This window comes from Amycolatopsis sp. NPDC047767 (genome assembly GCF_040704195.1).
Lineage (GTDB): Bacteria > Actinomycetota > Actinomycetes > Mycobacteriales > Pseudonocardiaceae > Amycolatopsis.
Genome location: NZ_JBEYSJ010000007.1, coordinates 274,474 through 294,948 on the forward strand (window position 1 = coordinate 274,474; position 20,475 = coordinate 294,948).

Below are 20,475 nucleotides of genomic sequence, written 5' to 3' on the forward strand. Positions count from 1 at the left end.
TTGATTCATGCCACTAACGAACGATAGTTAGTGAATTTCAGAGTTCCTGTGGCGGCGCAGACTCCGCGTCGCGCGGAACCCATTTTCCGGAAATCAAGCACCGGTGTGCCCGCCCGGCTTTTCGAACCGGGCGGTGATTGTTGTTCATCCGATCAACGGTGACGGTTGATCGACGTCTGGGAAAGAGTCTCCCCATGCGCAAGAAAAGGTTTCTGGCTGGGTCCGTCGCTGCCGTGGTGGCCGCGCTCATCGCCGGAACCACCACGTCCGCGGCCGCCGCGGAACTGGCGCCCCCGTTTTTCCAGGGTGCCGCGAACGGTGGTGTGACCACGGCCAAGAGCGATCCGGCGAAGTTCAAGAACTGCGCCGACCCGAAGAAGGGTGAGCCGTTCGGCACGGCGACGCCGCAGGAAGTCGGGCTCGATCCGGCGGTGCTGGACCAATTGGCGACGACACATCTGCTTTCGCTGCAGCGCACGCTGTACGTGGTGCGCTTCGGCTGCCTCGTGAAGACCGGGCCGCTCAACGCGTTGTTCGAGAACACGCCGCAGCACGTGTGGAGCATGACGAAGGGCTTCTCCACGGCGGTGATCGGCCGCGCCGTGACCATGGGCATCTTCAACGTGCACGACACCTTCGGCAAGTATTTCCCCGACCTCGGCGACGCCGTGCACCGCTCCGTCACCGCGCAGCAGCTGCTGCAGCACACGTCGGGCGTGAAGATGAACTGGGCCAACGAAATCCCGGGCGTCGAGTTCGACCGCCTGAAGGCGTGGGGCTCCGCGCCGATGCAGCACGCGCCGGGCACCTACTTCGAGTACAGCCAGAACGGCCCGGCGACCGTGAACGCGATGGCGGAGAAAGCCATGCAGCAGCACGGGTACAAGGATTTCCAGGACTTCGCGCAGCGCGAGCTGTTCGACGAGATCGGCATCGACCGCGACAACTACTTCTGGATGCGCGACCAGGCCGGGCACACCGAGGGGTACGCCGGGCTCCACATGCGACCGATCGACATCGTGCGGTTCTCGTTGCTGGAGCAGAACGGCGGCGTGTACGGAGGGCGGCGGCTGATCTCGCCGGAGTTCATGCGCGAGGCGGGCACGGGTTCGGAGGCGAACCCCGGCTTCGGGTACCAGACGTGGGTGAACTCGGCGCCCTGGTACAACACTGTCGGGCTCAACGGGCTCAAGGAGAAGATCGACCAGCCGCTGATCGCGAGCGCTCCCACGGACATGACGTACGGCTGGGGCTGGCGCGGCCGGCACTTCTTCACCATGCCGAACCTGGGCCTGGACATCGTGACGACGTCGATCGAGCACGACTTCGAGTACGACCCGGCGACCGCGGGCAGCGAGGTCGCGGTGCAGGGTGAGCAGCTCTCGGGCTACCACGAGTTCTTCCGCACGGCGATGCACGCGGTGACCGACCAGAAGGTGCCGGACCCCGGTCCGTACACCGGCCGGTCGGCGAGCCTGACCGCGTTCAACCCGGGCAACTGGGTCGACCCGATCTACACCGTGCAGGGGCGGTTGGCGGCCGGGATGCTCGACCCGAACAAGCCGGGCATCAAGCAGAACGTGGCGGACCTGGTGCGCGTGATGGCGCACACGGGACCGTTCGTGCTGTACAACTGACCGGCTCCCGGGGTGGCCGCCACTGCATGGGCGGCCACCCCGGGTCTTTCACAGCTTCGTGGCGACGCCGCGCTCGACGACCTGCACCTCGGTGCCCTGCGGCGCGAGGTTCTCGAACAGGCCGTAGTGCAGCGCGGGGCTCGACAGCACCGCCTCGTGGATCGGCACGGACTTGCGCGGCGCGATCGCCCGCAGGAAGTCCACCGCCTCGCCGGCCTTGAGCCACGGCGCGCCCGTCGGCAGGCCGAGCACGTCGATCTTCTGCTCGGGCACGAAGAACGAGTCGCCCGGGTGGTAGAAGGCGCCGTGGTCCAGCACGTAGCCGATGTTGGGGATCACGGGGATGTCGCTGTGGATGACGGCGTGCTCACCGCCCACCACGTTCACCGCGGTGCCGCCGATCTCGAAGGCGTCGCCGACGTTCGCGACCTCGTACTGCAGGTTCAGCTTCTGCACGGTCTCCACGGAGCCCGGGTCGACGATCAGCTTCGCGTCCGGGTTCGCCGCCAGCACCTTCGGCAGGCGCTCGCCGTCGATGTGGTCGAAGTGCTGGTGGGTGATGAGGACAGCCGACAGTTCGCGCTCGCGCTCGAAGTCGGTGGAGAACGCGCCCGGGTCGATCAGGATCCGCTCGCCGTCGGTCTCCAGAAGTACACAGGCGTGTCCGAAATGGACGATCCGCATCAGGATTCTCCTTCACACATGGTCACATTCACCCTATGCCCGCGCAGAGCGCGTCGCCAAGCTCGGTCCGCCGGTAGAGCACGCGGTGGCCCTGGCGCGTCGTCGCGGTCAGACCCGCGGCCCGCAACGCCGTGAGGTGCGCGGAAACGGTCGCCTTCGCCAGCCCCAGCCGCGCGGCGAGCTCCGTCGTGGCGGCCGGGCGGTCCAACGTGGTGAGCAACATCGCCTTCGTCCGCCCCACCACCCCGGCCAGCGCACCCGGCGCTGTGGATGGCTCGGTCCACAGGCCCGCCACCCCCCTTGCGGGGTACAACAACGTCGGCTGCCACGGCGCCACCGTCACCACCCCGACCGACGGCCACGCGAACACACTCGGCACCAGCAGCAGGCCGCGCTCGTCCAGCTCCAGCCGCTGCCGCGCCGCTATGTCGACCAGCACGGAGTCGCCGGTGAGCCGCACCCTCGGGTGCAGCCCGTCGAACACCCCCGCCACACCCTGCTCACCCAACCGCCGCGTCCGGTAGGCGATATCCGCCGCGAGCACCTCCCTCATCCGCGACCACTCCGGCTCGACGATCTGGTGCCACACCCTCTCGAGCTGCTCGGCCAGCAAATCCCTCGCCTCGCCGGCCCGCGCCGGCAGCCCGCTCAGATCGGCATCCACCATCCCCAACTCGACCCGCACCTGCCCCGGCGGCGTCCCCCGCACCCTCCGCAACTGCTCGGCCGCCGTCGTCTCCGCCGTCCCCGGCGGCGGCGAGAGGAACTCCGTGATGTAGTGCCGTGCCCCCAGCACCGCCGCCAACTCCGGCACGTCTACCCGCGGCCCCCCGAGCCACCCACCCCCACCGGGCAACCGCCGCCTCCCGAGCCACCCCCGCACCACCCCGATGACTTCCTCCAGCGGCGAGATCGCAAACCGCACACCGGCGGTGCTGAGAACCAACTCGACCATGGATTCGGATATACCCGAACGCCGGCTGCTTCACGCTGCTTGCGGGGGTTTCGGGTTCTTGTGCTCGTGCTTGCCGCCTGCGTTCGTTACTGCGCCCGTGCTGCTCGTGCTTGCCGCCTGCGTTCGCTACTGCGCCCGTGCTGCTCGCGCGCGTCGCCCGTCTTCGCTATTGCGCCCGTGCTGCTCGCGCGCGTCGCCCGTCTTCGCTATTGCGCCCGTGCTGCTCGCGCTCACCGCTGGGCGCTCGCCGCCGCGTGCGTGCTCGCCCGCGCCGCCGAGACTCGCCGCCCCTTCGCCGCCGCGTGCGTGCTCGCCCGCGGCGCCGGCACTCCCCACTGCGCCCGTGCTGCCCGCGCTAGAACGGCCACTGACCTGCGCCCTGACCAACCCCGCCGCGAGACAGGCCCCCGCCCTCCCGAGGGGGGCGTCCCCAGACCCATTCTACCGGGCGGCGACGACTCAAACGGACAAAAGCCCCAGGTAAGCCATCAGTTGTCCACAACTCGCCACACCCTGTGGATAAGTCCAGAGGCAAGCCGGAACATTCGGTCGCAGGCGAATCAATTCCGGCGAGGCCGCTCGCCACGCGAGGCTCGGAAGCATGTTCACCACCACGTATTGGCGCTGGTCAGCAGGGGTCCAGTTCGCGCGGTTACCCGCCGGGATGGCCCCGCTCGCGTTCACCACATTGGCCGCCGCCATGACCGGGTCGTACCGGCTCGGCGGTGTGTTGATGGCCGTCTACGTGGTGGCCGAGATGGCAGGGGCGGTGCCCGTCGGGAGGTTGCTCGATCGAGTCGGGGCGGCGCGCGGTCTCAAAACGCTGCTCGGCGTGGTCGCACTGGGCTGGCCGCGCTGGCGCTCGCGGCATCGGCCGGAACCAGCGAAGCAGCGCTGATCGCACTCGTTGTCATCCCCGGACTGGCAGGGGGCGGGGTCGCGGGTGGGTTCAGGGCGTTGCTGGCAGCGATCGTCGACGAACGCCAGCTGACCAGGGCCGTCGCCGTCGACGCGATGATTCTCGACGGCGTGCTGGTCGCCGGACCACTACTCGTGGCTGGGGCGAGCGTGACCGGTCCCTTCGTGCCGTTGTTCGCGATGGCCGTCGCAGCGGCCGCCGCCGCGAGTCTGGTGCCGAAGCGGGTCACCAAGCCAAGGACCACAAAACGAACCAAAGTCCCCCTCAAAGCCTGCCTGCCCTGGCTCGGGTGTCAGTTCACCGTCGGACTGTTGCTGTCGACGATCGAAGTCGCGCCACTTCCCCTGGTCGAGCGGCTCGGCGCACCCGCCGCAGCCGCGCCGGGAGTCGTCGCCCTGCTGTGTGGCGCGAGCATCGCCGGCAGCGCGATCTACGCGTGGCGCGGCCGCGACCTGGGGCCGAGCCTGTTCCTCTCCGGCTTCGTGATCGGCGGCACGCTCGTCGCGGCCAACCTCGGCTGGGCGGGCCTCGTCGCCGGAGTCGTGCTCATCGGCGGCGCGACCGGACCGCTCGTGACGATCGCGTCCGTCAACATGCAGCGCGTGCTGCCGGAAAGTCGCAGGTCGGAGGGGTTCTCGGTGTCTTTCACGGTGCAGTCGTGCGGGTTCGGGCTCGGGTCGCTGGCCGTGGGGGTGCTGCCGCTGTGGCTGGCGCCGCTGCTGGGCGTCACGGCGGCGCTCTCGATCGGGTGGTTCGGACGACCCTTTCCCCGGGCCGCCCGCCGATGCGATGCTGACGGGAGCGTCGGGCGACTATTGGCACTGCGTCAGCAACCTCGTAGCCTGGACCACAACGCCGAAGAGCAGGGGAGACGCCGATGACCGCCGTCCAGCCGAAGCCGACCTCGGTCGGTGAGACCTTCGATTCGCTCAGCCCGGCGACCGACGAGGTCGTGGGCACGTACCCGGTGCACACCGCGGAAGACGTGCGCGCGGCCGTCGAGCGGGCGCGCGTGGCGGCGGAGTGGTGGGACGGGCTGGGCTTCGCGGGGCGCGCCGACCGGCTGCGGCAGTGGAAGGGCGTGATCACGCGCCGCCTGCCGCAGCTGTGCCAGGTGGTGCGCGACGAGACGGGCAAGCCGATCGCCGACGCCCAGCTCGAGTCCGTGCTCGCCATCGAGCACATCGCGTGGGCCGCGAAGCACGCGCGCAAGTACCTCGGCCGGCAGCGTCGGAGCGCCGGCCTGCTCATGTCGAACCAAGCGGCGACGGTGGAGTACCGGCCGCTCGGCGTCGTCGGCGTGATCGGCCCGTGGAACTACCCCGTGTACACGCCGCTCGGCTCGGTCACCTACGCGCTGGCCGCCGGCAACGCCGTGGTCTTCAAGCCCAGCGAGTACACGCCGGGCGTCGGCAAGTGGCTGGTCGACGCGTTCAACGAGGTCGTGCCGGAGCAGCCCGTGCTGCAGCTGATCACCGGCTTCGGCGAGACCGGCGGCGCGCTCGTGACGTCGGGTGTGGACAAGATCGCGTTCACCGGCTCCACGGCCACCGGCAAGAAGATCATGGCCGCGGCGGCCAGCACGCTCACCCCGGTCGTGATCGAGGCCGGTGGGAAGGACCCCGTGCTCGTGGACGCCGACGCCAACCTCGACGCCGCCGCCGACGCCACCGTCTGGGGCGCCTTCTCCAACTCCGGCCAGACCTGCATCGGCGTCGAGCGGGTGTACGTCCACGAGCGCGTGCACGACGAGTTCGTCGCCAAGGTTGTGGAAAAGTCGCAGAACGTGCGCGCCGGCTCCGACGAGGACGCCCAGTACGGCCCCGTCACCATGCCCTCGCAGCTGGCCGTGATCCGCCGCCACATCGCCGACGCCCTCGAACGCGGCGGCCGCGCGGTGCTCGGGGGTGTGGACAGCGTCGGCGATCGTTATGCCCAACCCACCATTCTCGTCGACGTGCCGGAAGACTCCGAAGCCGTGCGCGAGGAGACGTTCGGCCCGACGGTCACCATCGCCAAGGTCCGCGACATGGACGAGGCTGTGGACAAAGCCAACGCCACCACCTACGGCCTCGGCTCCACGGTGTTCTCCAAGTCCCGCGGCGTCGAGCTCGCCGCGCGGCTGCGTACGGGCATGACCTCGATCAACGCGCCCCTTTCCTTCGCCGGCATCGCGTCGCTGCCCTTCGGCGGCGTCGGCGACTCCGGCTTCGGCCGCATCCACGGGCCCGAGGGGCTGCGCGAGTTCGCCCGGACCAAGGCCGTCGCACGGCAGCGCTTCACCGCGCCGATCACCCTGACTTCCTTCAGCCGCAAGGAATCCACCGACGCGCTGGTCGCCAAGCTCATCACCGTCATGCACGGCAAGCGCTAGGGTCTGGACCGCACCCCGAACGCCGGGGTGCGGTCCTCCCGAGCCCAGAAAGAGCCCGCATGACGCGTTACGGCGATTTCCAGAACGAGATCTACTTCGCCGGGCTCACCGGCCGCGTCCCGACCATGCCGATGGTCTACGCCGACCTCGAAGCCCGTGCCGCGCAGGCACTTCCCCCGTCAGTGCTGTCCTATGTGGCCGGTGGCGCCGGCGACGAGGCGACCCAGCGCGGCAACGCCGACGCGTTCGCGCGCTGGGGCCTGATGCCGCGGATGTTCGTCGGGGCCAAGGACCGCGACCTGTCGGTGGACCTGTTCGGGCTGAAGCTGGCGTCGCCGCTGTTTATGGCGCCGGTGGGCGTCGTCGGCATCTGCACGCAGGACGGCCACGGCGACCTCGCCACCGCCCGGGCCGCCGCGCGCACGGGCGTGCCGATGGTCGCGTCGACGCTCTCGGCCGACCCGTTGGACCAGGTCGCGGGCGAGTTCGGGGAGACGCCGGGGTTCTTCCAGCTCTACACGCCGACCGACCGCGAGCTGGCCGCGTCGTTGGTGCAGCGCGCGGAGGCGGCGGGGTTCAAGGGGATCGTGGTCACACTCGACACGTGGGTCACCGGGTGGCGGCCGCGCGACCTGAGCACGTCGAACTTCCCGCAGCTGCGCGGCCATTGCCTCGCCAACTACTTCACGGACCCCGTCTTCCGGCGGCTGCTCGGCAAGTCGCCCGAAGAGGATCCGATGGCGGCCGTCGGCCTGTGGGCCCAGCTCTTCGGCAACCCGCTGACCTGGGACGACCTGCCATGGCTGCGCTCGCTCACGTCGCTGCCCCTGATCGTGAAGGGCATCCAGCACCCGGACGACGCGCGCCGCGCCATCGACGGCGGCGTCGACGGCATCTACTGCTCCAACCACGGCGGCCGCCAGGCCAACGGCGGACTCCCGGCCCTTGACTGCCTCGCCGACGTCGTCGACGCCTCCGGCGACACCCCGGTGCTGTTCGACTCGGGCGTCCGCTCGGGCGCCGACATCGTCAAGGCGCTGGCATTGGGCGCGCGGGCAGTGGGCGTCGGCCGGCCCTACGTCTGGGGCCTCGCCCTCGGCGGCGTGGACGGCGCCGTCCACGTCCTCCGCAGCCTCCTCGCCGAAGCCGACCTGATCATGGCGGTGGACGGATACCCAACCCTGGCGGACCTCACGCGCGACAGCCTGAGGAAGGTTGGTTAGGCCGGACCTAAGTCGGGTCCGACCTGGCTGTGGACAACTTGCTGGGGCCGACCTAAGTGTGGACAACTGCTTGGGCCGGACCCAGCTAGGACAGCCGCTTGGTCCGAGCACGCTGGGACAAGCACCTGGGTCGAACCCAACGATCGGCGAATGGCACCTGTGGACAGTCCGTTAGGACCGACCCAGCTGTGGATAGCTGCCTGGGTCTAACCCAGCTGGTTGGGGCACGGTTGGGTCGGGCCTATCTGCGGGCAACTGACGAGGTTCGACCCAACTGGGGGTCGACCGCCCCGGCCGGACCTGACTGGGGACACTTGTCTGGGTCCGACCCAATTGCGCGCAGCGGGGACGCCTGCCAAGGTCCGGCTCGGTTGGGACAACGTCCTGGGCCCGGTCTGGCTTGGGGCAAGCGCGTAGGTCGGTCTCGGCTGCGCGCAACGAGGCACCTGGCTAGGTTCGACCCCGCCGGGGACGACTGACCGGCCCGGACCCGGCTGGGGATAACTGCCTGGGTCCACCCAACTCCGCGTATCTGGGGACGCCTTCCAAGGCCGGGCTCGGGTTGGGGCAACCGGCTGGGCCGGACCTGGTTGGGGACAACTCCCTAGGTCCGACCCAACTCCGCGCAACTGTGGCCTACCCCCTGGGCCCGACCTAAACCGAACGTCCCCGAATCAAATCCGCCGCCTTCTCCGCCACCATGATCGTCGGGGCGTTCGTGTTGCCGCGCGGGACCACCGGCATGACCGAGGCGTCGACGACGCGCAGGCCCTCCACCCCGCGCACCTTCAGCGAAGGATCGACCACCGCGCGCTCGTCCGAGCCCATCGCGCACGTGCCCACCGGGTGGTACAGCGTCTGGGTGTTCTCGCGGATGTGGTCGGTGAGGGCGTCGTCCGAGAGGTCGTGGGTCGTGGGCAGGAACGGCCTGTCCAGGAACCGCGCGAGCGGCCCCGACTTGCCGATGTCGATCAGCGACCGCAGGGCCGACTTCATGGTGTCCAGGTCGATCGGCTCCGTGTAGTACGCCGGGTCGATTTCCGGCTTCCACAAGGGATTCGCCGACTTCAGCCGCAGCCGGCCGCGGCTGGCGACGTCCACCAACGTCGCCGCCGAGGTGAAGCCGGGGACGGTGGGCTCGCGGAGACCGTTGTCGTAGAACAACGTCGGCGCGACGTGGATCTGCATGTCCGGAGCGGCGAGCCCATCACGCGTCGGGAAGAACGCGCCCGCCTCGCCGATGTTCGACGCCAGCGGCCCGCGCCGCGTCAGCTGCCAGCGGACGAGGCCGGCGGGGGTGGCCGCGTCGACGAGGTCGGTGGTGCCCTTGGTCGACCAGATGATCCCGGCCGCCGGGTGATCGTGCAGGTTCTCGCCGACGCCCGCCAGCCCGGCGACGACGTCGATGCCCAGCTCACGCAGGTGCTCCGCCGGCCCGACGCCGGACAGCATCAGCAGCTGCGGCGAGTTCACCGCGCCACCCGAAAGCAGCACCTCGGCCGAAGCGCGCGCCGTGACCTCGACGCCCCTGTGCAGATAGGTCACGCCCACCGCGCGCGTGCCCTCGAACACCACGCGCGTGGCCTGCGCGTGGGTGTGGACAGTCAGGTTCGGCCGCGTCAACGCCGGCCGCAGGTACGCGTCGGCTGTGGACCAGCGCCGCCCGCGTTTGCAGGTGACCTGGTAGACGCCGGCGCCTTCCTGGGTCTCGCCGTTGAAGTCGTCGGTGCGCTTCAAACCCCAGGCCACGGCGCTGTCGACCCACGCGCTGGACAGCTCGTGGGTGAAGCGGCGGTCTTCGACGTGCAGCGGGCCGTCGGTGCCGTGCAGCGGTCCGCCGAGGCGCTGGTTGCTTTCGGCGCGCTTGAAGTACGGCAGCACGTCGTCCCAGCCCCAGCCGGTGGCGCCGTGGGAATCGCGCCAGCCGTCGTAGTCGGCGCGGTTGCCGCGGATGTAGATCATCGCGTTGATCGACGAACAGCCGCCGAGCATCTTGCCGCGCGGCCAGTAGGCGGACTTGCCCGTGTGCTTCTGCTCGACGGTCTCGTAGTTCCAGTCCCACCGCGTCTTGAACAGCGACGCGAACGCGGCCGGGATGTGGATCTCGTCGGCGGTGTCCTCGCCGCCGGCCTCGAGCAGCAGCACCTGAGCGGCCGGGTCCTCGCTCAGCCGGGCCGCCAGCACGCAGCCCGCGCTGCCCGCGCCGACGATGACGTAGTCGAACGAGTCCTGACCGGCCACGATGCCTCCAGCTGCTCATGTTGGCGTGCTGTCAACGACTCATCATGGCCCAGCACGCGGGCCGGGGAAAGGCCCCGCGAGCAGCATCCTCTCCCCGCGCGGCGCGGGCCAGTTGTGACCTGCGCTTCTGTGCGCGGCACCGGACGGGCGCCGGGCGCCGCGGGTCAAGTACGCTCGCCTCGTACCCCACGACCTGCGTGAATAAGGAGCAGCCTGCCGTGGCCCGAGTCGTCGTCGACGTCATGCCGAAACCCGAGATCCTCGACCCGCAGGGCCAGGCGGTGGCCCGTGCGCTGCCGCGGCTGGGGTTCACCGGCGTCACGGAAGTGCGCCAGGGCAAGCACTTCGAGCTCGAGGTCGACGACACCGTCGACGACGAGACGCTCGCCAAGATCGCCGAGGGCTTCCTCGCGAACCCCGTGATCGAGCAGTGGACCATCCGCCGGGTGGACGCGTGAGCGCGCGCATCGGCGTCATCACCTTCCCCGGCACGCTCGACGACGGCGACGCCGCCCGCGCGGTCCGCTACGCCGACGCCGAGGCCGTGCCCCTGTGGCACGCCGACGCCGACCTGCGCGGCGTCGACGGCGTGGTCGTCCCCGGCGGCTTCTCGTACGGCGACTACCTGCGCGCCGGCGTGATCGCCCGCTTCGCGCCGGTGATGGACTCGGTCATCGACGCCGCCCGCAAGGGCATGCCGGTCCTCGGCATCTGCAACGGCTTCCAGATCCTCTGCGAAGCCGGCCTGCTGCCCGGCGCGATGATCCGCAACGTCGGCCTGCACTTCGTGTGCCGCGACCAGTGGCTGCGCGTCGAGAACAACGACACGGCCTGGACCAGCCGCTACGACAAGGGCGCGGAAATCCTCATCCCGGTCAAGAACAACGACGGCTGCTACATGGCCGACCAGTCCACTTTGGACATGCTGGAGGCCGAGGGCCGCGTCGCGTTCCGCTACGTGGACGGCAACCCCAACGGCTCCCGCAACGACATCGCCGGCGTCCGCAGCGAAAACGACCGCATCGTCGGCCTCATGCCCCACCCGGAACACGCGATCGACGCGCTGACCGGACCGTCGGACGACGGCCTCGGCATTTTCCTGAGCGCGGTCGACGCGTTCGCGAAGGCCTGATCCACCGGATTCACCGGCCGAACGTGCGGGCGAACGCGGCATAGACCGGTTCGCCCGCACGCCGGTCCAGCACGGCGAACGTGACGTGCTCGAAGTGCGGCCGGGCGTCCAGAGCCTTCCGGAACGCGCCGGCCACCACGGCCGGATCGTTCTCGAACACCCCGCACCCCCACGCCCCCAGCACGAGCCTCCGGTGCCCGCGACTCGCGGCGATCTCCACGACGCGCTCGGCCCGCCGCTCCAACACGGCCGGCACGGAGGCCTCGTGCTCCGGCTGGTTGCGCTTGATCGCGCCCAGATTCGGTGCGGCCGCGGTCAGGAACGACACGGACGTCGCCTCGGGCAACAGGGCCCCGTGGTCGTCACGGAACACCGGCACCCCCGGCGAGTGGATGACGCGGTCGCTGTAGCGGAGGTCGGTGTTCGCGCGGTGGTACTCGTAGAACTCGCGCGCTTCCAGCAGGCACGCGTACAGCGCCGAGCTGCGGGCGATCGCCTCTTCCTGCGCCTGAGCCCCGTTGAGGAAACCGCCGCCGGGATTGCGCGCGGACGCGAACACGAGGCACGCGACATCCCCACCGAGCCGCCTTGCCGCGGCGATGCTGGATTCGTTGGTGACCTCGATGCTCGGCGCCTCTTTCTTGACGGGCTCCGGCAGCTTGTCGTCGGGCAGATACAGCCAGGTGCCTTTGCGCGCGTTCTCTACTAGGTCCCTGATGACAACTCCGCCGTACGCCCCGCGCTCGACGATCTCGACCGTCTCGGTGGCGATGTTCCTCAATCTGCTACTCACACCGGCAATGGTGTCGCGCACGGGCGTTGGCGCACAACGGAAATAGCGGCCCGAGGTGTGGACAGCTCTGCAGGCTCCGGCTTCAGTGGAGTTCTTTTCGGCGCTGGTAAGGGGGATGGGCTGGGACGCTCCTAGGAGGGGCACATCGAGAACCAATTCGACCGGATCTGCGACATCGCCACCCTGCCGCTGTGCCGTGGCGACGCTGGATTCATTGGTCGGCTCGATCTGCTTGACTGAGGCGATTTCCTTTGTGTCCCAACGCCCGCGCAGGACTCGCGCACGTGTGTTCAGGCAGTTATCTCCACAGTTGTCCACAACTTGGCCGCGTTGTGGACAACTCTGTGGTTGGAAGCTTCGGCGGCGTTTTCCGTCGGTGCTGGTCGATAGAATGGACATGGGCACGCCCCCCTAGGGCGGGGGCACCCTGCTGGTGTTCTCGTCGCCGCCAGTTCAGGCGGCCTGCGTGGTTGCCTTGGCCTCGACTCGCCGGCGTTTCGCCGTCCGATGGTTGGAATCCGACCCGCCGCGTCGTTTCCGCGTCCAGCGGCGCACACGGCAGGCAGTGCGCTGGGCGACAAGACGCATGCCGCGACGAAACGACGCTCGATCCCGAGCCCCGAAACCCATCAACAATCCCGAACCAACCCAGGATCGGCAACAACCCCCGGAAACCACCGGAAGAGAGCCATTGCAGCCGGTCAGCTTGGCTGCGTGGCTGGGAGGTTGACCAGTGCCGCCGTCGAGAAGTCGGCTGCGAGGCGGGCGGCGGAGGTCAGGTCGAGGTTGTGGTCGATGGCGTGGCGGGCGGAGGTGGTGGCGACGCCCACGAGGATGTTGGCGAGCTGGCGTTCGTCGGTGCGTGGGGGGAGGTCGCGGGCGGCGCGGTAGGCGCGGATGCGGCGGGTGACCTGTTCGTCGATGTCGGCGAGGAGGTGTTCGCGCACCGCGATGGTGTCGCTGGTGATGTCGACGCCGAAGAGGAGGCGGAAGCCGTCGGGGTCGGTGGCGGCGTAGGCGAACAAGGCCTGCGTGTCGGCGGCGACCTGGGTGCGGAGGCTGAGGCCGTCGTTGCGTTCGTACTCGGCGAACAGGCGCGCGCGGCAGGTGGCCGCCTCGCGGTCGAGCAGGCGGCGGTAGAGGGAGTCCTTGTCGCCGAAGTGGGCGTACAGCGTGGGTTTCGTCGAACCGCTGCGGTCGGCGATCGCGTTCATGGTGGTGGCGCGGAAGCCGCACTCGACGAAGACCGTCCTGGCGGCATCGAGCAGCTCGTCGTCGGTGGGGCGGGCGCGAGTGGAGCGGTTCATCCGGCGAGCATATCCGCTCGACTTTACCCGGCGGTAAAGCTGCGCTAGCTTTACCGCCAGGTCAAGCACGAAGGAGCGCCGGTATGCGTCGACGCCTGGTCACGTCAATCACCGCGGCACTGCTGCTGGCGGCGGCTCTGGTCGCCCCGGGCGCGGCGACCGCCGCGGCGCGCAAGGGCTGCGCGCTCCCTGCTGCGGGCACCGCGTTCGCGACGGCCTCGCCCGCCGAGGAGGCGATGGACCCGGCCGCCGTCGACGCCGCGGTCGCCTACGCGCAGACCCACCTGCGCGCGTCCGTCCAGATCTTCCGCGACGACTGCCGGATCGGCCGCGGCCTGCTCGACCCGGTCACTGACCAGGTGCCGATGGAGATCTTCAGCGCCACGAAGTCGGTCGTCTCGATCCTCACCGGCATCGCCTACGACCAGCACCGGATCGGGCTCGACGACCCGATCGGCAAGTACCTGCCCGCGGGCATGGGCGACGCCGCCCACCGCGCCATCACAATCCGCAACCTGCTCACCCAGACCTCCGGGCTGGACGAGTCGATCCTGGCCGAACTGGCGTCCGTCGGCCTCGACCCCGACGTCGCCCAGGAAGCAATGGCCCAGCCGCTCACCCACGTGCCCGGCACGCACTTCGAGTACAGCCAGCGCACGCCCGACCTGCTCTCCGCGGTGCTGCAGCGCGCCGTCGGCGAGGACCTGCAGACCTTTGCGCAGCGGGAACTGTTCGACCCGCTCGGCATTCCGCGGGGCAGCTACCTCTGGTTGCGCGACCACACCGGAAACAGCTACGGCTACGCCAACCTGTTCATCCCGCCGGCGCAGTTCGCGAAGCTCGGGCTGCTGATGCAGCACGACGGCAGCTGGCGCGGGCAGCGCATCCTCTCCAGCGACTACATCACCCAGGCCAGGGCGAACACCCCCACCAACCCGTGTTACGGATTCCTGTTCTGGCACAACGGCGGCAGCTCCTGCACCTCAGCCAACTTCCCCCACGCGCAGACGGTCGCGGGCCCGATGGTCGGCAGCGCGCCCGACGACATGTTCGCCATGGTCGGCGCGTTGCAGCAGAACAACTTCATGATCCCGAGCCTCGGCATCACGGTCACCTGGACCGGCGTGCTCGGCGACACGGCACCGAACCTCGCCGGCCTGCTCAGTTCGTCGCCGTCCGGCTCGGACCTGTACTACAACTTCTTCCGCATCCTGCTGCGCGGCGTTCAGGACACGCCCGTGCCCGACCCCGGGCCGTTCCGCACGCCGCCGCTGGACCTCGACGTGAACCCGGTCAACTACCTGGACCCGGCTGTGCTGCTGCGTGACCTGGCGCCCAACGCCCACTGCAACCTGCTGATCTGCCGGCAGCCGAGCTGATCAGCCCACGCTACGTCGCCGCGGCCACCAGCCGCGCGTACGGGCCGTCGGCCGCCAGCAGTTCCGAGTGCGAGCCCAGCTCCGTGATCCGGCCGCCCTCGACCACGGCGACGCGGTCGGCCGCGGCGGCCGTGTGGAGGCGGTGGGCGATGGCGATCACCGTGCGGCCTTCCAGCACGGCGTTCAGCGAACGCTCCAGCTCCCGCGCGGAACCCGTGTCCAGCAACGAAGTCGCCTCGTCCAGCACCAGCGTGTGCGGATCCGCCAACACGACCCGCGCCAACGCCAGCTGCTGGGCCAACGCCGCCGGAACCGCGTACGCACCGGAGCCCAGCCGCGTGTCCAAACCCTCCGGCAGGGAGGCGAACCACTCCGCCGCACCCGCCGACGTCAAGGCGGCCAGTAGCTCGGCGTCCGTCCAGTCCCCGCCACCACGGCGAGCCGGCAGCGACAGGTTTTCCCGCAGCGACCCCGAGAACGTGTGGTGTTCCTGCGTCAGCAGCAGCACCTCACCGCGCAGCAGATCCTCCGCCAGCGACGAAACCTCCGTGCCACCCACGCGAATCGAGCCCGACGTCGGCGCCGAGATGCCCGCGAGCAACCGGCCCAGCGTCGACTTGCCGGCCCCCGACGGTCCGACGATCGCCAAGCGCTCGCCCCGCGGCACCGACAGGTCGATCCCGTGCAGCACCTCGCGATCGGCCGTGTAGCCGAAGCGGACGTCGCGCACCTCGATGTCGCGCCCGGCCGGCACGGTGGTCACCTCGGACCGCGGCGGAGCCGGTTGGACACCCAGGATCCGGCGCGCCGCGGCGAGCGCCACCTGCAGGTCCTCCATCCAGAACAGCGCCTCGTTCAACGGCGCCGTCATGGCCTGCGCGTAGGCCAGCATCGTGGTGATCGTGCCGAGTTGCGCCCAGCCCTGCGAGTACGCGAAGAACCCGAGGCCCAGCAACGCGGCGATCGGCAGCACGTAGCTGATCTCCAGCGACGGCAGCCACCGCAGCTGCAGCGCACGCATGCGGCGTTCGCCGAGCACGGCTTCGTCCAGGGCGTCCCGGCCCAACCGGATGCGGCGGTCGGTGAGGCTCAGGGCCTCCGTGGTCCGCGCGCCCTCCACGGTCTCGTGCGTGGCCGACTGCAGGTCGCCCCAGCGGTCGAGCATCCAGGCCATCAGCTTGGGGATCCGGCGCTGGTACCAGATGTTCACGGGCACCAGCAGCGGCAGCGCCACGAGCAGCGCCAGCGCCAGCAGGGGCGACGTGACGATCATCGCCACGGTCGTCAGCAGCACCGTCACCACGGCGATCAGGATCTCCGGCGCCGCGAAACGCACGGCGTGGTCGAGGCGGCTGATGTCGCTCGTCGCGCGGCTGAGCAGGTCGCCGGTGCCGGCGGCCTCGACCGTGCCGAGCGGCAGGCTCAGCGAGTTGGCCACGAACCGCTCGCGCGTCTGCGCCAGCACGCGCTCGCCGAACATGCGGCCACGCAGGCGCGCGGCCTTCTTCGCCCAGGCCTGCAGCACCAGCGCCACCACGAAACCCACTGCCAGCAGGTCGACGCGCACCGTGCTGCCGCCGTCGACGACGCCCTGCACGAGCAGGCCGAGCAGCTGCGGCCCGGCCAGCCCGATCAGCGTCGCCAGGCAGAACAGCCCGAGCATCACCGAAAACTCACGCCGGTGCTCGGCGGCCGTGCGCGCCGCCCAGCGCCGCACGTCGCGACCCGACGCGAGGGGGAGCCGTTTCACACCGTCACCGCTTTCCCGCTCACGACCTCGTCCGCCACATGGGTCCACAGTGGACTCTGGCTGAACACCACGGTCGTCTTCCCGCGCCGCAGGTCCGCGACGCGCTGGGTGATCCTGGCTTCCGTGTGCGCGTCGACGGCCGAGGTCGGCTCGTCGAGCAGCAGCACGTCGGCGTCCGTCGCGAGCGCCCGCGCCAGGCTCAGCCGCTGCCGCTGGCCGCCCGACACCTCGCGCCCGCGTTCGCCGATCAGCTCGGCGACACCGCGGGGCAGCGCCTCGATGATGTCGTCGGCGTCGGCCGCGTACAGGGCCGCGTCCACGCTCACGTCACTCGGCAGCGCAGACGTCAGCTGCTCGCGCAGCACCCCCGAGAACCACAGGTCCTGGTTGTGCGCGTACACGATCCGAGAACGCAGCTCCGCCAGCGCGACCTGGTCCACGGGCACACCGCCGGCCAGCACGGGCTCGGTCGCGTCCGTGAACCGCGCCAGCCGGTCGGCCAGCGCCTCCGCGTCGGCCCCGAGGTCGACGACGGTGAGCTTGCCCGCCGCCAGGCGGATGCCGGTCTCGGTGTCCACCAGGTCCAGCGGCCCGGCGGGCAGCGGCACCGGTGCCGCCGGCTCGGCCAGCCGGGGTCGCAGCGACAGCAGGGCGCAGATCTTGCGTGCCGACACGAGCCCGGAGCTGACCGCGCTCACGGCCTCGGTCGCCGTGTCCACCGGCACCACGAGGAACGCCGAGACCCCGTAGAACGCCACCAGCGCGCCCACGCCGATCGTGCCGTCCAGCGCGAGCCGCGCGCCCAGCCACGTGATCGCCACGGTGACCAGGCCGGGCAACACGATCGCCGCCGCGGCCAGCCACGCCTCCGCGCGCCCGACCTCGACACCCGAGCGGCGCACCAGCTGGCTCGCGTCGTGGAACCGCTTCAGGAACCGCCGCTCGCCCCCGACCCCGCGCAGGATCCGCAGGCCGGACACGATGTCGGCGCCCAGCGCGTTGACATCGCTGAGGTTCTCGCGCTGCACCGTCTTGCGCTTCTGCAACGGCTTCAGCAACGGCCCGATCCCGAGCACCGCCAGCGGCACGCCGACCAGCGCGACCACACCCAGCAGCGGCGACGAGCCCAGCATCGCGATGCCGATCACGACGAAGGCGACGATTGAACCCACGGTCCGGCCGATCACCTCGTAGGTGTTGCCGATCCAGTTGATGTCCGACGACGTCACCGCCACGACGTTGCCGGTCGTCGTCGCTTCGCGCAGGGTCGCGCCCAGGCGCGTGGTGTGCGTGGTGACCAGGCGCTGTGTGGTGCCCGCGCCGTGGAGCCACATGCCGTACGACGTGAAGTGCAGCCACGTGCCGAACCCCGCCTGGAACACGCCCAGCCCGGCCGCCACCAGCGCCCAGCGCCAGATCGCGCCGGTGTCGCCCGCCGCGATCGCGTCGATGCCGCGGCCGATCACCAGCGGCAGCAGCGCGCTGGGCAGCGACCAGCAGGCGCCCGTGAACGCGGCCGTCACCACCAGCCACGGGCGCGAACGCAGCACCGCGAGCAGGTAGCGGCCGGCCGTCGGCCGGGCGGGCAGCCGAGGCGAGGCGAAGGGATATGTGGCGGAGAGCACGATTGTCGACGGTAAGCCGGTTCACAGCGTTGGCGCGACTGATTTATCCCGCAGCGAACGTGCTGGCCACCTGAGGGTGTGACCTGCCCGACACGTAGTCTTAAGGGTGTGGCGAACCCTGACACGGACACCGTGACCAGCACCGTTGACACCACCGCGCGGGCCGCTGAGACCCCCGAGACCAAGCAGCCGTACGTCGAGCTCGGCCTCGCCGAAGACGAGTACGCCCGGATCCGCGAGATCCTCGGCCGCCGGCCCACCGACGCCGAGCTCGCGATGTACTCCGTCATGTGGAGCGAGCACTGCTCGTACAAGTCCTCGAAGAAGCACCTGCGCTACTTCGGCGAGACGGCCACCGACGAGATGAAGGCCAAGATGCTCGCCGGCATCGGCGAGAACGCCGGCGTGGTCGACATCGGCGACGGCTGGGCGGTCACCTTCAAGGTCGAAAGCCACAACCACCCGTCCTATGTGGAGCCTTACCAGGGCGCGGCGACGGGTGTCGGCGGCATCGTCCGCGACATCATGGCCATGGGCGCGCGTCCGCTCGCGGTGGCCGACGCGCTGCGCTTCGGCCCGGCCGACGCCCCTGACACCAAGCGCGTGCTGCCCGGTGTGGTCGCCGGCGTCGGCGGCTACGGCAACTGCCTCGGCCTGCCGAACATCGGCGGCGAGCTGGTGTTCGACCCGTCCTACAGCGGCAACCCGCTGGTCAACGCGCTGTGCGTCGGCGCCATGCGCGTCGAGGATCTGCACCTCGCGTTCGCCTCGGGCACCGGCAACAAGATCATCCTGTTCGGTGCGCGCACCGGCCTCGACGGCATCGGCGGCGTGTCTGTGCTGGCGAGCGACACGTTCTCCGGCGACGAGACCGCGGCCGGTCGCCGCAAGCTGCCGAGCGTGCAGGTCGGCGACCCGTTCACCGAGAAGGTGCTCATCGAGTGCTGCCTCGACCTGTTCAAGGAGAAGCTCGTCGTCGGTATCCAGGACCTCGGCGGCGCCGGGCTGTCCTGCGCGACGTCGGAGCTCGCGGCCGCGGGCGACGGCGGCATGCACGTCTACCTCGACCGCGTCCCGCTGCGGGCCACCGGCATGACGCCGGCCGAGGTGCTCTCGAGCGAGTCGCAGGAGCGCATGTGCGCGGTCGTGGCGCCCGAGAACGTCGAAGCGTTCATGGCCGTGTGCGCCAAGTGGGACGTGATCGCCACTGACATCGGCGAGGTCACCGACGGCGACAACCTCGTGATCACGTGGAATGACGAGGTCGTGGTCGACGTCCCGGCCCACACCGTCGCGCACCAGGGCCCGGTCTACGACCGCCCCATCCAGCGCCCGGCGAGCCAGGACGCGCTGATCGCCGACACCTCGGCGAACCTCAAGCGCCCGTCGACGCCGGAAGAACTGCGGGCCGACCTGCTCAAGCTCATCTCGTCGCCCAACCAGGCGTCGAAGGAATGGGTCACGGCGCAGTACGACCGCTACGTCCGCGGCAACTCCGTGCTCGCCCAGCCGTCGGACTCCGGCATGATCCGGATCGACGAGAAGAGCGGCCGCGGCGTGTCGGTGTCCACCGACTGCAACGCGAAGTTCGTCTACCTCGACCCGTACCGCGGCGCGCAGCTCGCGCTGGCCGAGGCGTACCGCAACGTGGCCACGGGCGGCGCGACGCCGGTCGCGGTGTCCGACTGCCTGAACTTCGGCGCCCCGACCGACCCGGCCGTGATGTGGCAGTTCGAGCAGGCCGTGCACGGGCTGGCCGACGCGTGCGTCGAGCTGGGCATCCCGGTGACCGGCGGCAACGTGAGCTTCTTCAACCAGACCGGCGACACGGCGATCCTGCCGACGCCCGTGATCGCCGTGCTCGGCGTGATCGACGACGTCACCCGCCGCATCCCCACGGGCATCGGCGCGGAGGCCGGTGAGACGCTGCTGCTGCTCGGCGACACCCACGACGAGCTCGATGGCTCCGCCTGGGCCCGCGAGCTCCACGGCCACCTCGGCGGCGTGCCCCCGCGCGTCGACCTGGCTCGCGAGAAGCTCCTGGGCGAGGTCCTCGTCGCCGGCTCGCGCGACGGCATGATCTCCGCCGCCCACGACCTCGCCGACGGTGGTCTCGCGCAGGCCCTCGTCGAGACTGTCCTCATCGGACAGTGCGGCGCGCGGGTGTTCCTCGACCGCGACCAGGACCCGTTCGTGCAGCTGTTCTCCGAGTCCTCGGGCCGCGTGCTCGTGGCGGTGCCGCGCACGGAGGAGCTGCGGTTCACGGAGATGTGCACCGCGCGCGGGCTGCCGTGGCGCAAGACCGGTGTCGTCGACCCGGACTCGGGCACGCTCGAGCTGCAGGGCATCACGGAGTTCTCGCTCGACGAGCTGCGCGAGACCTGGGAGAAGACGCTGCCGGCGTTGTTCGACTGACGTTCTCCATCGCAGAGGGCCGCTTCCCGGACACCGGGGAG

At 70.2% G+C, this 20,475-nt stretch carries 16 protein-coding genes; 9 read left to right on the forward strand and 7 right to left on the reverse strand.

Annotation, left to right across the window (positions count from 1 at the left end):
* Positions 1–194 precede the first annotated feature (194 nt).
* On the forward strand, positions 195–1,637 hold the full coding sequence (locus AB0878_RS16025) for a serine hydrolase (RefSeq protein WP_366580425.1): 1,443 nt from the start codon (positions 195–197) through the stop codon (positions 1,635–1,637).
* Positions 1,638–1,685: 48 nt separating this feature from the next.
* Here the strand turns inward: AB0878_RS16025 and AB0878_RS16030 are convergent, their stop codons facing one another.
* Positions 1,686–2,321: an MBL fold metallo-hydrolase gene (locus AB0878_RS16030; RefSeq protein ID WP_366580426.1), complete on the reverse strand. Its 636-nt coding sequence runs from the start codon at positions 2,319–2,321 to the stop codon at positions 1,686–1,688.
* 28 nt (positions 2,322–2,349) lie between these two features.
* Entirely contained in the window at positions 2,350–3,276 is a 927-nt protein-coding gene (locus AB0878_RS16035) for a DUF5937 family protein (RefSeq protein WP_366580428.1), read from the reverse strand.
* Between the two features lie 601 nt (positions 3,277–3,877).
* On the opposite strand from AB0878_RS16035, the gene AB0878_RS16040 reads away from it, so the two are divergent.
* The 4 genes from AB0878_RS16040 to AB0878_RS16055 are packed head-to-tail and all read left to right on the forward strand — an operon-like array spanning position 3,878 to position 7,792.
* Complete coding sequence (locus AB0878_RS16040; protein ID WP_366580573.1) at positions 3,878–4,174, forward strand: hypothetical protein; 297 nt, start codon at positions 3,878–3,880, stop codon at positions 4,172–4,174.
* Positions 4,174–5,076, forward strand: a complete 903-nt coding sequence (locus AB0878_RS16045) for an MFS transporter (protein ID WP_366580559.1) — start codon at positions 4,174–4,176, stop codon at positions 5,074–5,076. Before AB0878_RS16040 ends, AB0878_RS16045 begins: the two co-directional genes overlap by 1 nt.
* Complete coding sequence (locus tag AB0878_RS16050) at positions 5,073–6,569, forward strand: aldehyde dehydrogenase family protein (RefSeq protein WP_366580430.1); 1,497 nt, start codon at positions 5,073–5,075, stop codon at positions 6,567–6,569. Before AB0878_RS16045 ends, AB0878_RS16050 begins: the two co-directional genes overlap by 4 nt.
* 59 nt (positions 6,570–6,628) lie before the next feature.
* Positions 6,629–7,792 carry an alpha-hydroxy-acid oxidizing protein gene (locus AB0878_RS16055; RefSeq protein WP_366580432.1) on the forward strand — a complete coding sequence of 388 codons (1,164 nt, stop codon included), beginning with the start codon at positions 6,629–6,631 and terminating at the stop codon, positions 7,790–7,792.
* 654 nt (positions 7,793–8,446) lie between these two features.
* Here the strand turns inward: AB0878_RS16055 and AB0878_RS16060 are convergent.
* Positions 8,447–10,033, reverse strand: coding sequence for a GMC family oxidoreductase N-terminal domain-containing protein (locus AB0878_RS16060; protein WP_366580434.1), 1,587 nt, complete (start codon positions 10,031–10,033; stop codon positions 8,447–8,449).
* Positions 10,034–10,251: 218 nt separating this feature from the next.
* Between AB0878_RS16060 and purS the strand changes: the two genes are divergently transcribed.
* Together purS and purQ are read left to right on the forward strand one after the other, a co-directional pair.
* A complete protein-coding gene (purS, locus tag AB0878_RS16065) occupies positions 10,252–10,491 on the forward strand; it encodes a phosphoribosylformylglycinamidine synthase subunit PurS (RefSeq protein WP_204092648.1) in 240 nt (79 codons plus the stop codon).
* Entirely contained in the window at positions 10,488–11,165 is a 678-nt protein-coding gene (gene purQ, locus AB0878_RS16070) for a phosphoribosylformylglycinamidine synthase subunit PurQ (protein WP_366580436.1), read from the forward strand. The genes purS and purQ overlap by 4 nt, the downstream gene beginning before the upstream one ends.
* Positions 11,166–11,175: 10 nt before the next feature.
* On the opposite strand, the gene AB0878_RS16075 is transcribed toward purQ, so the two are convergent.
* The gene (locus AB0878_RS16075) at positions 11,176–12,357 is read right to left on the reverse strand and encodes a TIGR02452 family protein (RefSeq protein ID WP_366580438.1); all 1,182 of its coding nucleotides are present in this window, start codon (positions 12,355–12,357) and stop codon (positions 11,176–11,178) included.
* 302 nt (positions 12,358–12,659) lie between these two features.
* Complete coding sequence (locus AB0878_RS16080; protein ID WP_366580440.1) at positions 12,660–13,265, reverse strand: TetR/AcrR family transcriptional regulator; 606 nt, start codon at positions 13,263–13,265, stop codon at positions 12,660–12,662.
* Between the two features lie 83 nt (positions 13,266–13,348).
* On the opposite strand from AB0878_RS16080, the gene AB0878_RS16085 reads away from it, so the two are divergent.
* On the forward strand, positions 13,349–14,644 hold the full coding sequence (locus tag AB0878_RS16085) for a serine hydrolase (protein ID WP_366580442.1): 1,296 nt from the start codon (positions 13,349–13,351) through the stop codon (positions 14,642–14,644).
* Between the two features lie 10 nt (positions 14,645–14,654).
* Here the strand turns inward: AB0878_RS16085 and AB0878_RS16090 are convergent, their stop codons facing one another.
* The gene (locus AB0878_RS16090; protein WP_366580443.1) at positions 14,655–16,394 is read right to left on the reverse strand and encodes an ABC transporter ATP-binding protein; all 1,740 of its coding nucleotides are present in this window, start codon (positions 16,392–16,394) and stop codon (positions 14,655–14,657) included.
* On the reverse strand, positions 16,391–18,019 hold the full coding sequence (locus AB0878_RS16095; protein WP_366580445.1) for an ABC transporter ATP-binding protein: 1,629 nt from the start codon (positions 18,017–18,019) through the stop codon (positions 16,391–16,393). Before AB0878_RS16095 ends, AB0878_RS16090 begins: the two co-directional genes overlap by 4 nt.
* Before the next feature lie 108 nt (positions 18,020–18,127).
* On the opposite strand from AB0878_RS16095, the gene purL reads away from it, so the two are divergent.
* The gene (purL, locus tag AB0878_RS16100) at positions 18,128–20,434 is read left to right on the forward strand and encodes a phosphoribosylformylglycinamidine synthase subunit PurL (protein ID WP_366580447.1); all 2,307 of its coding nucleotides are present in this window, start codon (positions 18,128–18,130) and stop codon (positions 20,432–20,434) included.
* The last annotated feature ends 41 nt before the right edge of the window (positions 20,435–20,475 follow it).